Below are 11997 nucleotides of genomic sequence, written 5' to 3' on the forward strand. Positions count from 1 at the left end.
ATGACCGATACTCCAACGGACTTCGTCGAGGTCGCCACCGCTGCGGGTCGGGTGCGCGGACGCTGGCGCCCGACGACCGGAGGACGGGGGAATCCGCGCTCCGCCGCATTCCTCGGCATCCCGTTCGCGGAGGCGCCGATCGACGAGCTGCGGTTCCAGGCCCCCGTTCCGAAGGCGCCGTGGGAGGGCGTGCGCGATGCGCTCGAGTTCGCCGCCACGGCGCAGCGGGGTGATCCCGGCGTCACGCTCATCCCCGAGCCGAGCGTCGAGGGCGAGTCGACTCTGAACGTGAACGTCTTCACTCCGGCACCCTCGCGCCCTGGACCGTCGGATGCCGGTCTGCCGGTGCTCGTCTGGATCCACGGCGGCGGCTATTTCGCGGGCTCTCCGGCGAGCCCCTGGTACGACGGGCGCAACTTCAACCGCGACGGCGTCGTGACCGTGTCGATCTCGTACCGGCTCGGCTTCGACGGCTTCGGCTGGATCGCGGATGCGCCGTCGAACCGCGGCGTCCGGGACTGGCTGCTCGCGCTGGAGTGGGTGCAGCAGAACATCGCGGCGTTCGGGGGTGACCCGGCGCGGGTGACGATCGCCGGGCAGTCCGCAGGCGGAGGTGCGGTGCTGACCCTGCTGGGCATGCAGCAGGCGCAGCACCTGTTCCACGGCGTCTACGCGATCTCCGGTGCGCTCGCCGACGTCGCGTCCGCACGGGCAGAGGCGTTCGGGCGCGGGCTGGCGGCGACCGCCGGGGTCGAACCGACCGTGGCCGGCTTCTCCTCACTGAGCGAGGACCGGGTGCTCGCTCTGCAGAAGAAGGCGACGCAGCTCGGGCCCTCGTCGATCGGGAGCGTGGTCGACGAGGGGCTGCCCCTGGGCCCGACGATCGACGGAGATCTGCTGCCGCGGTCGACGCGCGAGTCGCTGGTCGCCGGGGTCGGTGCCGACAAGCCGTTGGTGCTCGGCGCGACGGATGACGAGTTCACGATGGCCTTCTCGGATGCCGAGAAGGCGCTGCGCTGGGTGCCCCGAGGGCCGCTGCTGAAGAAGCTCGGACTTCCGAAGAGCGCGCGCCGTGAGTACCTCGCCGCCAATGCCGACGTCGCGGCGCTGAGCACGGCGCGCCTCGCCGGACGTCTGCTCACGGATCGGATGTTCCGCGCGGCGCTGCTGCGCGTGGTCGCCGACCGGGGCGCTGCGCCCACCTGGGTCTACCGTTTCTCGTGGCCGTCCGGGCACTTCGGCTTCGCCGAGCACTGCCTCGACGTGCCGTTCTTCTTCGACTGCCTCGACGGTCCTGCGATGGAGCCGCTGGCCGGCCCGAACCCTCCGCAGTCGCTGGCGGATGAGGTGCACGGTGCGGCGGTCGCCTTCATCGTCGGGGGAGACCCCGGCTGGCCTCGCCACGAGGGTGTCGGGGGCGTCGCCCGGGTGTACGACACGCCCACGCGCGACGTCGCGGACGCCTACGCCTCCGTGCGCCCGCTGCTGGACGACGCGTCGTGACCGCGGCGAAGAGGTCGGGAGCGACACCCGACCGGTGGTCAGCGTGCGCCCGCGACGGATGCTCTGGACCGCGCTCGCACTGCTGACCGTGTTCATCGTGCTCGCTCTCGGCGTGCTCGCCGCCCCCGACTCTCCATGGACGCAAGGGCTCGATGATGCGTGGCGCCGCGCGGTCGGGGTCGGACCGGAGTCCTGGCTGCCCGGCACGGCGGTCGCGCAGATGTTCCAGCACCTCGGTCAGCTGCCGGGCGCGGTGCTGATGTTCCTCGTGTTGCCGCTCACGCTCGTCGTGCTGGGGCGGTGGCGGTCGGCGCTGTTCGTGATCGCGGTGCAGCTGGCGGGCCCCGGTCTGCTGTCGCAGCTGACGAAGAACCTCATCGATCGGCCTCGGCCCGCGGCGGATGCGGGTCTGTTCGGCCCGCTCGTGCAGGTCGACCACGGCTCGTTCCCCTCGGGGCACTCGGTCAGCATGGCGGCGCTCATCATCACGGTGCTCGCGCTGATCCCGGCATCCGCGGTGTGGGCGCGACGCGCGTGGATCGTGCTCGGGGTGCTGCTCGCCGTCGGCATGGTCTGGCAGCGCACCCTGATCAACGCGCACTGGTTCAGCGACACCTGTGCCGGGCTGATCGGCGGGACCGCCGTCGCCCTGCTGCTGTGGTGGGCGTTCCTGCCGTGGCTGCGGTGCGATCAGGCGCGGCGGGTGTGGTTCCTGCGGCGATGAGCATGCCTGCGCGGGGAGTTGGCACCTCTGGTCGCTCTGAGCGCGTTTCAGCGACGACGGGTGCCAATCAGTTCGCGGGTTGAGGTCTGCAGTTGGCACCTGTTGCCGCATCAGCACTCTGAGAGCGACGGCAGGTGCCAACTCCGCCCGGTGGGCATTGCTTCTGCACAGGACGATGTGGAGAAGCATCGTGCACGGATGCCGTGATCGCGGCATGCGTGCACGACCATGTGACCGCAGGATCGAGCGATGTCCCGTCCGCCTCGTGCACTCCCGCCCAGCCTCGGCACCGTTTTCACTCCCGAGCAGGCGAGGGCGGCGGGGGTGACGGCCCGGCGACTGCGCGCGCGCGATCTCGATCACGTCCACCGTGGGCTGCTCGTGATCTCGGCGCCCGATGAAGCAGAGTTCGAAGACGGTGAGCCTTTCGCACGTGATCGCGCGATGCGCACACGGATGCTGCGGCGTGCGCAGTGGTATGACCGGGTGATGGTGGCCCATGCGTTCTTCGTCGGCCGCACGGCCGCGGGCATCTGGCGGCTGCCTGTCGAGTGTGATGGCGAACTGGAGGTCGGTGTTCTTCCGCCTCATCGAGCGCCTCGCCGTCGTGGCATATCCGGTCGTCAGATTGCGAGTCATCTCGTGTCGGTCTGCGAGCGCGATGGGCTTCGGGTCGCTGGTCCCGCATCGACGTGGGCCCTGTTGGCCGAAGACCTCTCGGTGCGCGAACTCATCGTGGTGGGTGACGCCGCCGTTCACGTCCCCCGGGACGAGTTCGCGCGTCGTCGTCCGGAGCAGGCGCTGGCCACCGTGGAACAGCTGCGGGCGGCCGTCGCCGCCGGCTCTCGTCGGGGAGTGGAGAAGCTGCGTGCGGCGGTCGAGCGAGTGTGCACTGCGAGCGCGTCACCTCTGGAGACCGACTTTCGACTGGATGCCGAAGAAGCGGGTCTCCCCGCTCCGACGCTCGACGCGGAGATCCGTGACCGACGGGGCAGACTGCTCGGCGTGACCGAGCTCGCCTACCTGGAGTTCGCGGTGCTGGTCGAGATCGAGGGTGATCATCACCGCACTTCCCGCCGGCAGTGGAACCGCGACATCGAGAAATACGCCGCCTATGTCGCGGAAGGATTCGAAGTCGTCCGACTCACCTCGGCGCACATCCGGAGCGCCGACGCCGTCGGCATCAGCATGGTGCGCGACGCGCTCATCCGCCATGGCTGGCGCCCCTGACCTCTTGCCTCTTGCGCTTGCCGCCTGTGTGGCGCGCACGGAGTTGGCACCTCGCGTCGCTTTGGCGATGCTTACGCGACGAGAGGCGTCAACTTCTTCTGGCGGCGGCGGATGCAGTTGGCACGTGGTGTCGGCATCGGCACGGTAGAACGGCGAGAGGTGTCAACTTCATGCCTGCGCGGGAGCGCAGAAGGGAGGAGGAGCCTCCTCAGGCGATGTAGACCTTGCGCAGCGTCTCGGTGACGGTCCAGGTGGTGCGCTGTCCCTCGAGCAGGCACACCACCGAACCGGGCCCCACCGCGAGGTCGGGTAGCGCAGGGTCGTCGAAGGCGATCGTGGCGTGCCCGGAGAGCACGACGAACACCTCGTCGACCTCGGTGTCGGTGGCGCTGCCCGGCGTCATCTCCCAGATGCCGATCTCGACGCCACCCATTTCGGTGAGTGCATGAACGGCGGTCGTCGGAGAACCCGCGAGCACCTCCGCGGCCGGCAGGGGTTCATGCGCGAGGGGGAGAGCCACGGCGTCCACGCCGGTCCCCGCGGCGAGACCGCTCACGAGTCGAAGCCCATGCCGAGCGCATCGAGCGTCTTGAGGAAGAGGTTGCGCTTGCCGTCGCGGTGGTCGGCCTGGTTCATGGCCGCGCGCACCAGGTTGATGCCGATCGCGGCGGCGGGCTCCGGTGGGAACGGCACGGGCTTCTCCCGCACCATCTTCAGCGCGGTGCGCTCGGTCTCCTCGCCCGCGAGCTTGTCGAGCATGACGTCGGCGGCGAACCGCGCCGCGCCGACACCGAGTCCGGTGAATCCGGTCGCATAGGCCACGCGCCCCTTGCGGGCGGTGCCGAAGAAGGCGCAGAACCGGCTGGACGAGTCGATCGCACCGGCCCAGCGGTGCGTGAAGGAGAGCCCCGCGAGCTGCGGGAACGTCGTGAAGAAGTGCGAGGCGAGGCGCCGGTGGCTCTCCATGCGGTCCTCGTACTCCGGGCGCACCTTGCCGCCGTAGTGGTAGATCGCGTCGTAGCCGCCGAACAGGATGCGGTTGTCGGCGGTGAGGCGGTAGTAGTGGAACTGGTTGGCGCTGTCCGCGAGGCCCTGACGGTTCGACCAGCCGATCGACGCGAGCTGTGCGTCCGAGAGCGGCTCGGTCATCAGCACGTAGTCGTACACGGGGACGGTCATCAGGCGGTTGCGCTTGAGGAGCGAGGGGAAGACGTTGGTGCCGAGCGCCACGGCATCCGCTGTCACGCGTCCGCCATCCGTGATCAGCGTGATCGCCGAGGAGCCGTCCCCTTCGATGCCGCGCACGAGTGTGCGCTCGTGGATCTCGACGCCCAGGTCGGTGGCGACGCGGGCGAGCTCGAGGCCCAGCTTGGCGGGGTGCACCATCGCGCACCCCTCGCGGTCCCAGGAGCCGGCGAGGAAGGTCTCGGAATGCACCTCGGCCTGCACGGCATCCCTGTCGAGGAAGTCGGCCTCCCCGCGGTACCACTCGACCTGATGCGGCTCGACCGCGACCGCCATCTGGCCGGTGCGCTCGAAGTCGGTGTCCATGCCGTAGCGCGCGATGGTCTGTGCGATGCCGTCGAGGTTCTCGAGGCCCATCTCCTCGAGTCGGTCGATCTCCTCGGGCCAGCGGTTCACACCGTTCTCATGCCCGTGCGTGAGGCTCGCCTCGCAGAACCCGCCGTTGCGCCCGGACGCGGCCCACGCCACACGTGACGCCTCGAGCAGCACGACCCGTCGTTCGGGATCGCGCTCCTTGGCGCGGATCGCGGTCCACAGACCGGTGTAGCCGCCACCGACGATCACGAGGTCGGCGTGCACGGAGCCCCGGAGCGGCGGATGTGCCGGTCGCTCGACGTCATCGAGCCAGAACACCCCGAAGGCCGTGGAGCGCAGGGAGTCGTCGATGACGGACTGCGGCGGCTGCTGACGCTCGAAGACGGTGGTTCCCATGATCACTCCGTTGGATGAGAGGGCGCGCCTCAGCGCGTACCCCAGTTGTAGAGGTCTTTGTAGAGCCCCGCATAGAGCAGGCTCTCGGTGTGCGCGATGCCGGGGATCGTGCGGATGCGGGTGGCGATGAGGTCGATCAGGTGCTCGTCGCTCTCGCACACGGCTTCGACGAGGATGTCGAAGGTGCCGAGGGTGACGACGACATAGGCGAGCTCGGGGATCTTCGTGAGTTCCTCGGCGATCGTGCGCGGATCGGCGGAGACGCGGATGCCGATCATCGACATGCGGTGGAAGCCGAGCTGCATCGGATCGGTGACGGCGACGATCTGGATGATGCCCGCTTCGGTCATCCGCTGGACGCGCTGGCGGGCCGCCGCCTCGCTGAGCCCGACCTCGCGACCGATCTCTGCGTATGGCCGGCGGCCGTCCTCCTGGAGGAGTTCGACGATCCGTTTGGAGATGTCGTCCAGGGCAGGCTGCTTCGGCGTGGTGCTCATGTGTCGATATTGACAGGTTGAGCATGCCCTGGCAACTGATTCAGTTGTTTCGTCAGGAAAGTCCTTCAGATTTCGCACACTCCTCGCTACCATGAGGGCATGCCTTCAGAGACGTTGCAGAACTTCATCGGCGGTCGCTACGTTCCCGTGCGCGGAGCAGGCAGTCTGCCGCTCATCGATCCGGCGACCGAAGAGGAGTACGGCGCCCTCCCGGTGTCGGACGGCAGCGACGTCGACGACGCGTACGCCGCGGCATCCGCTGCCTTCCCGCTTTGGCGCGACACCACGCCCGCCGACCGGCAGCTGGCGCTGTTCCGGATCGCGGATGCCATGCTCGCCCGCGCCGAGGAGTTCGCCGATCTGGAATCGCGCGACACCGGCAAGCCGCGGGCGACCCTCGTCGCCGACGAGATCATGCAGTCGGTCGACCAGCTGCGCTTCTTCGCCGGCGCCGCCCGCAGCCTGGAGGGCCGCGCTGCGGGGGAGTACCTCGCCGGGCACACCTCTTTCGTGCGCCGCGAGCCCATCGGTGTGATCGGTCAGGTCACCCCCTGGAACTATCCGCTCAACATGGCGGTGTGGAAGATCGCGCCGGCGCTCGCCGCAGGTAACACCGTCGTGCTGAAGCCGGCGGAATCCACGCCGCTCACGACGCTGCTGCTGGCCGAGATCGTCGCGGCGCACACGCCGGCGGGCACACTGAACGTCGTGCTCGGCGACCGCGACACCGGCGTCGCGCTGGTGGAGCACCCGACGCCGCAGATGGTCGCGATCACCGGATCCGTGCGCGCCGGCATGGCCGTGGCCCGGTCGGCCGCGAACGACGTCAAGCGCGTGCACCTCGAGCTGGGCGGCAAGGCGCCGGCGATCGTGTTCGCGGACGCGTCGATCGAGAAGGCCGTCGAGGGCATCATCACCGGCGCCTTCTTCAACGCCGGCCAGGACTGCACCGCGGCGACACGGGTGCTCGTGCACTCCTCGCTGCATGACGAGCTGGTCGACGCCCTCGTCGCTCGGGCCCGCACGCACGCGCGCACCGGCGGACCGCATGAGGAGGGAGTGCTCTACGGTCCCCTCAGCAGCGCCGCACAGCTGGCCCAGGTGTCGGGTTTCATCGAGCGGCTCCCCGCCCACGCGAAGATCGAGACCGGCGGCGTGCGACAGGGCGACCGCGGCTACTTCTGGGAGGCCACGATCGTCTCGGGACTGCACCAGGACGACGAGGCCGTGCAGGGCGAGATCTTCGGACCGGTGCTCACGGTGCAGTCGTTCTCCGAAGACGCCGAGGCTCTGGCGATGGCGAACGACGTGCCGTACGCACTGGCCTCCTCGGTGTGGACCACGGATCACGCCCGCGCCATGCGGTTCTCCCGCGACCTCGACTTCGGATGCGTGTGGATCAACACCCACATCCCGTTCGTGTCGGACATGCCCCACGGCGGTTTCAAGCACTCCGGCTACGGCAAGGACCTCTCGCAGTACGGCTTCGACGACTACACGCGCATCAAGCACGTGATGTCGGCGCTGGACTGAGGTTCTCGCGGCCTGCGTCGCGACCACCCGAGCATCCCGCGCACCATCCCCTCCCGTCATGTTTCCGGTCGGCGGCCCGGCGGCGTGACGCGATGTGGGAGGCTGGGCGGAGCTGACCCGGGGGGATCGTCATGACCAGGCCACTCGCAGGGCCACAGACCCTGCTCCGCGCACTCAACGGTCGCGCGATTCTCGAAGCGCTCGCGCGCACCGGCCCGCGCACGCGCGCCGAGCTGATGGCCGCCACCGGGTTGTCCCGCACCGCCGTCACCCAGGTGCTGCGCATGCTCGAGGGAGCGGGTGCCGTGGCGCCGGCGGGGGTCGACCGTGACACCCGCGGTCCTGCCGCGGGTCGAGTCGCGCTGCACCCGCATCTCGGGTTCGCCGCGGCGATCCACGCCGACCACCACGCGGCGCACGTCGTGCTCGTCGATCCGACCGGCGCCGTGCGCGCCGAACTGCATGAGGACTTCCCCCGCGCCGACGACCGCGTCGGCCACATCGCGCGCCTGGTCGATCGCGGCCGACGCGCGGTGAAGGGACCGGTGCACGCGGCGGTCGTCGGCGTGCCGGGCATCGTCACCGCCGACGGCGGCATCCGCAACGACGAAGGCCCGGACGGCGGGGCGTTCCGCTCTGCGCTGACAGCGGCGCTCGGCTGCGAGGTCCGCATCGAGAACGACGTCAACCTCGCGGCTCTCGCCGAGCTCTCCGTCGGCGCGGTCGCCGACCTCTCCAGCTTCGCGCTGCTGCTGCTCGTCGACGACGGACTGGGGGCGGGGATCGTGATCGACGGCGCCCTGCACCGCGGATCCTCCGGGGTGGCCGGCGAGATCATGTACCTGCCGCAGAGTCCGCTGCCGATCGGCGCTCCGGTCGTGAACGACGCCGTGGTGAGCGACCTCGCGCGCGTGTACGACCTCGACCCCGGAGAGCTGCTCGGGGCGCACCTGGAAGCCGCCGCCGGCGGCGACGCGGCGGCGCTGCAACTCGTCGCCGAGCTCGCCAGACGCCTGGTCCTGATCGCCGGCACCATCACGCTCGTGCTCGACCCCGAGGCTTTCATCCTGAGCGGCAGCGCCGCTCATCCGGTCCTCGCCGAGGCGGTCCACCGGGTCGCGGAGGAATACTCCCCGCTGCTGCCCGTGCGGTTCCGTGTGTCGTCCTTCGGCGTCGAAGCGCCGCTGGTCGGCGCGACGGGCGAGGCGGCATCCGCCCTTCGCGCCGCCCTGTTCGCCCGTATCCTCACGCCGGCCGACAAGACCGTACGCTGACCCCACCCGACAGGAGTCGACGATGACTGCCCCTTCCGATCTCGCCGAACGTCTCGGGCTCGCCCCCGGAGCCAGAGCGATCATCCTCAACGCCGACGACTTCGGCATGTGCCACGCGGCCAACACCGCGATCGTCGAGCTGCTGGATGCCGGACGCGTCGACTCCACGACGGTGATGGTCCCGTGCGCCTGGGCGCCGGAGGCGCTGGCGTTCGCCGCCGCGCGCACCGACCTCGACGTCGGCGTGCATCTGGTGCTCACGAGCGAGTGGTCCCGCTACCGCTGGCGTCCGCTCACGGGCACCGCGACGAGCCTGGTCGACGCCGACGGCTACTTCCCGCCCGATGTGGTCGCGGTCGAGCAGCGCGCCGTCACCGAGGAGGTCGCGGCCGAGCTCGCCGCGCAACTGCAGGCCGCGCTCGACGCGGGGGTCGACGTCACGCACCTCGACAACCACATGGGATCCGTCTACGGGCTCGCGACGGGCCGGGACTTCCTCGGTCCGGTCTTCGCGCTCGCCGCCCAGCACGGGCTGCCCTTCCGTCTGCCGCGCAGCATCGACGGCGTCGGCGCCGACCTCGCGATGCAGGCCACGCTGGATCGCGCGGCGGCGACGGCCGACGGGCTGGGAGTCGAGATCATCGACCGTCTCTGGTCGCACCCCTTCGAGCTGGTCGGCGAGGGCACGGACGCCGCCGAGACCTACGAGCAGGTGCGCGACGGCTTCGTCGCCCTGCTGCGTGCGGTCCCCGCCGGCGTCACCGAGATCTATCTGCATCCGATGACCGACACGGAGGAGCTGCGGTCCGCTGTCGACTTCGCCGCCGTCAAGCGGGGCTACGAGCTGCGCCTGCTCTCCGACCCGGTCGTGATTCAGGCGATCGCCGACGAAGGGCTCGTGCGGATCGGCTGGCGCGCGCTCCGCGACCTGCAGCGGGGCACGCGATGACCTCGCTCGCCACGCGCCTGCGCGATCGGCGCCTCGATGCGGCACCGACCAGGGCGCAGTCGATCGCCTTCGGAGCCTCCGGGTTCCCCACCCAGCTCATGGCGCAGACGTTCTCGGCGTTCATCGTCTACTTCTACGTCTCGCACCTCGCGGTGCCCCCGGGGTGGGTGGCCGCGGCGATGATCGCGCACGGCATCCTCAACGCGCTGCTGAACCCTGTCGTCGGCGCGCTGTCGGACCGGATCCGCACCCCCTGGGGCCGCCGCATCCCGTGGATCGGCTTCGGCATCGTGCCGTTGGTGGTCGCCTTCGTGCTGATCTGGACACCGCCCGAGCTGCCGACCGGGGGACTGATCGCGTGGTTCCTCGTCGTCGTCGCGGTCTACGACATCGCTTTCGTGGTCGTGGTGCTCAACATCTCGGCGCTGTTCCCCGAGATCTTCCGCACCACGGAGGAGCGCGCGCGGGGGAACGTTCCCCGGCAGATCTTCGCGATCCTGGGCATGGTGCTCGGCACCGCGGGGGCGCCGCTGCTGTACGAATCGATCGGATGGCCGGGCATGGCGCTCGTGCTGGGCGCGGTGTGTCTCGTGCTGCTGGTCTGGTCGTTCCTCGGCGGCATGATCGAACGTCGTGTGCCCGAGGCGGCCTCCGAGGCGATGCGCTTCCGCGACCAGCTGAAGTACACCTTCGCGAACCGCGCATTCGTGCCGTACGTGCTCGGCTCGCTGTTCGTGCAGACCTCGATCGCGATCATCCTCGCCGCCGTGCCGTTCTACGTGCGCTACTCGCTGCACGCCGCAGAGGGCGAGAGCAGTCTGCTGCTCGGCGCGATCTTCGTCACCGCGATCCCCTCGATCGTGCTGTGGAGCGCGGTCGTCCGCCGCACGACTCCGCGCACGGCCGTGCTGTGGAGCGTGGCCGTGTTCGGCATCGCCGTGCTCGGCTACCTGGTGCCGTCGACCGTGCTCGGCGCGGTGCTCGTGGGCGTCGGCGTGGGTGTCGGTGTCGGCGGTCTGCTGCAGCTCCTCGAGGTGATGCTCGCGCAGATCATCGATGAGGATGCCGTGCGCACGGGCCATCGACGCGAAGGCGCCTACTTCGGAGTGAACGGCTTCGTGGTGCGCGGCTCGGTCGTGCTGCAGGCGATCGTCGCGGCCGTGGTGCTCACGTCATCCGGGTTCGACGCGGCGCTCGAGGACGCGCAGCCCGTGACCGTCGACGGCGGCATCCGGCTCATGCTCGCCGTGATCCCGCTGCTGTTCACGGCACTCGCCTGGCTCTGCTTCTGGATCTACCCGATCCGCAGCCGAGACCTCTGACGCTCAGTCGGCGTTGCGGCGGGCTTCCCAGCCCGTGCGCACCATCTCGTCGACCGTGTAGCGCATGGTCCACTCGAGGTCGCGGGCCGCGAGCTCTCCTGTCGCCACGATCCGGTCGGGGTCTCCGGGGCGACGCGGGCCGATCTCGGGGGTGAAGTCGATGCCGGTCACGCGGGCGACGGCATCCATGATCTGCTTCACGCTCAAGCCGTCGCCCGAGCCGAGGTTGTAGGCGGGCTCGATCGCCTCGCCGGCCGACAGGCGCTTCGCGGCGGCGACGTGAGCGGCGGCGATGTCGCCGACGTGCACGTAGTCGCGCACGTTCGTGCCGTCCTCGGTCGCGTAGTCGTCGCCGAAGATCTTGGGCGTGTTCCCGGCGATCAGTGCTTCGAACACGATCGGGAAGAGGTTGTGCGGGCTGACGTCGTACACGGTCGGGTCTGCGGAGCCGACGACGTTGAAGTAGCGCAGCGAGGTGTGGCGCAGCGGCGTCTCGGAGTCCGCGGTCGCGATGGCCTGGTCGCGCAGCAGCCACTCGCCGATCAGCTTGGACTCGCCATACGGACTGGCGGGCTTCTTCGCGGTGTCTTCGACGACGAGCGCGACATCCGGGGTCCCGAACACCGCGGCGGATGACGAGAACACGATGTTCGCGACGCCGGCGGCCTGCATGGCCTCGAGGATCACACGCGTGCCTTCGACGTTCTGCGCATAGGTGTGCAGCGGGCGCTGCACCGAGACCCCGGCGTACTTGTAACCGGCGACGTGGATCACTCCTTCCGCGTCGTGGTCGCGGAGCGTCTTCTCGACGAGCTCGCGATCGAGGATGCTGCCCTGCACGAACGCCACGCCCTCCGGCACGAATGACGCCACCCCGCTGGAGAGGTCGTCGAGCACGACCGGGGTGAGCCCGGCATCCGCGAGAGCGCGAACCACGTGCGCACCGATGTAGCCGGCTCCGCCGGTGACGATCCAGGACATTGCATTCCTCTCCTGCCGCACCCGAAGG

11 protein-coding genes are annotated in these 11997 nt (G+C 69.9%); 7 read left to right on the forward strand and 4 right to left on the reverse strand.

What is annotated here, in order from left to right; all coding sequences use genetic code 11:
- From FB560_RS00975 to FB560_RS00985, 3 genes are all read left to right on the forward strand, one after another.
- Entirely contained in the window at positions 1 to 1503 is a 1503-nt protein-coding gene (locus tag FB560_RS00975) for a carboxylesterase/lipase family protein (protein WP_141870655.1), read from the forward strand.
- A gap of 34 nt (positions 1504 to 1537) precedes the next feature.
- Positions 1538 to 2227 (forward strand): phosphatase PAP2 family protein, encoded by a 690-nt coding sequence (locus FB560_RS00980; protein WP_170197999.1) that lies wholly within the window; start codon positions 1538 to 1540, stop codon positions 2225 to 2227.
- 249 nt (positions 2228 to 2476) lie between these two features.
- Positions 2477 to 3457, forward strand: a complete 981-nt coding sequence (locus FB560_RS00985) for a hypothetical protein (RefSeq protein ID WP_141870657.1) — start codon at positions 2477 to 2479, stop codon at positions 3455 to 3457.
- A gap of 208 nt (positions 3458 to 3665) precedes the next feature.
- Here the strand turns inward: FB560_RS00985 and FB560_RS00990 are convergent, their stop codons facing one another.
- From FB560_RS00990 to FB560_RS01000, 3 genes are read right to left on the reverse strand one after another with little or no spacing between them, the layout of a single operon-like run.
- Positions 3666 to 4013 carry a cupin domain-containing protein gene (locus FB560_RS00990; protein WP_141870658.1) on the reverse strand — a complete coding sequence of 116 codons (348 nt, stop codon included), beginning with the start codon at positions 4011 to 4013 and terminating at the stop codon, positions 3666 to 3668.
- Entirely contained in the window at positions 4010 to 5413 is a 1404-nt protein-coding gene (locus FB560_RS00995) for an NAD(P)/FAD-dependent oxidoreductase (RefSeq protein ID WP_141870659.1), read from the reverse strand. The genes FB560_RS00990 and FB560_RS00995 overlap by 4 nt, the downstream gene beginning before the upstream one ends.
- 29 nt (positions 5414 to 5442) lie before the next feature.
- Positions 5443 to 5910: an Lrp/AsnC family transcriptional regulator gene (locus FB560_RS01000; RefSeq protein ID WP_141870660.1), complete on the reverse strand. Its 468-nt coding sequence runs from the start codon at positions 5908 to 5910 to the stop codon at positions 5443 to 5445.
- 99 nt (positions 5911 to 6009) lie between these two features.
- Between FB560_RS01000 and FB560_RS01005 the strand changes: the two genes are divergently transcribed.
- From FB560_RS01005 to FB560_RS01020, 4 genes are all read left to right on the forward strand, one after another.
- The gene (locus FB560_RS01005) at positions 6010 to 7443 is read left to right on the forward strand and encodes a gamma-aminobutyraldehyde dehydrogenase (RefSeq protein ID WP_141870661.1); all 1434 of its coding nucleotides are present in this window, start codon (positions 6010 to 6012) and stop codon (positions 7441 to 7443) included.
- 131 nt (positions 7444 to 7574) lie between these two features.
- On the forward strand, positions 7575 to 8717 hold the full coding sequence (locus FB560_RS01010) for an ROK family transcriptional regulator (RefSeq protein ID WP_141870662.1): 1143 nt from the start codon (positions 7575 to 7577) through the stop codon (positions 8715 to 8717).
- Positions 8718 to 8739: 22 nt separating this feature from the next.
- Positions 8740 to 9666, forward strand: a complete 927-nt coding sequence (locus FB560_RS01015; RefSeq protein WP_141870663.1) for a polysaccharide deacetylase family protein — start codon at positions 8740 to 8742, stop codon at positions 9664 to 9666.
- Positions 9663 to 10988: an MFS transporter gene (locus FB560_RS01020; protein WP_141870664.1), complete on the forward strand. Its 1326-nt coding sequence runs from the start codon at positions 9663 to 9665 to the stop codon at positions 10986 to 10988. The genes FB560_RS01015 and FB560_RS01020 overlap by 4 nt, the downstream gene beginning before the upstream one ends.
- A gap of 3 nt (positions 10989 to 10991) precedes the next feature.
- Here FB560_RS01020 and galE read toward each other — a convergent pair whose 3' ends face one another.
- On the reverse strand, positions 10992 to 11969 hold the full coding sequence (gene galE, locus FB560_RS01025) for a UDP-glucose 4-epimerase GalE (protein WP_141870665.1): 978 nt from the start codon (positions 11967 to 11969) through the stop codon (positions 10992 to 10994).
- Between the last annotated feature and the right edge of the window lie 28 nt (positions 11970 to 11997).

The sequence above is a fragment of the Microbacterium saperdae genome (assembly GCF_006716345.1).
Lineage (GTDB): Bacteria > Actinomycetota > Actinomycetes > Actinomycetales > Microbacteriaceae > Microbacterium > Microbacterium saperdae.

Bases quoted from the DNA above. Each gene is read 5' to 3' on its own strand.
- FB560_RS01010 (WP_141870662.1), top strand. From the start codon at position 7,575: ATGACCAGGCCACTCGCAGGGCCACAGACCCTGCTCCGCGCACTCAAC.
- galE (WP_141870665.1), bottom strand. From the start codon at position 11,969: ATGTCCTGGATCGTCACCGGCGGAGCCGGCTACATCGGTGCGCACGTG.
- FB560_RS01015 (WP_141870663.1), top strand. From the start codon at position 8,740: ATGACTGCCCCTTCCGATCTCGCCGAACGTCTCGGGCTCGCCCCCGGA.
- FB560_RS01005 (WP_141870661.1), top strand. From the start codon at position 6,010: ATGCCTTCAGAGACGTTGCAGAACTTCATCGGCGGTCGCTACGTTCCC.
- FB560_RS00995 (WP_141870659.1), bottom strand. From the start codon at position 5,413: ATGGGAACCACCGTCTTCGAGCGTCAGCAGCCGCCGCAGTCCGTCATC.
- FB560_RS00985 (WP_141870657.1), top strand. From the start codon at position 2,477: ATGTCCCGTCCGCCTCGTGCACTCCCGCCCAGCCTCGGCACCGTTTTC.
- FB560_RS01020 (WP_141870664.1), top strand. From the start codon at position 9,663: ATGACCTCGCTCGCCACGCGCCTGCGCGATCGGCGCCTCGATGCGGCA.
- FB560_RS01000 (WP_141870660.1), bottom strand. From the start codon at position 5,910: ATGAGCACCACGCCGAAGCAGCCTGCCCTGGACGACATCTCCAAACGG.
- FB560_RS00975 (WP_141870655.1), top strand. From the start codon at position 1: ATGACCGATACTCCAACGGACTTCGTCGAGGTCGCCACCGCTGCGGGT.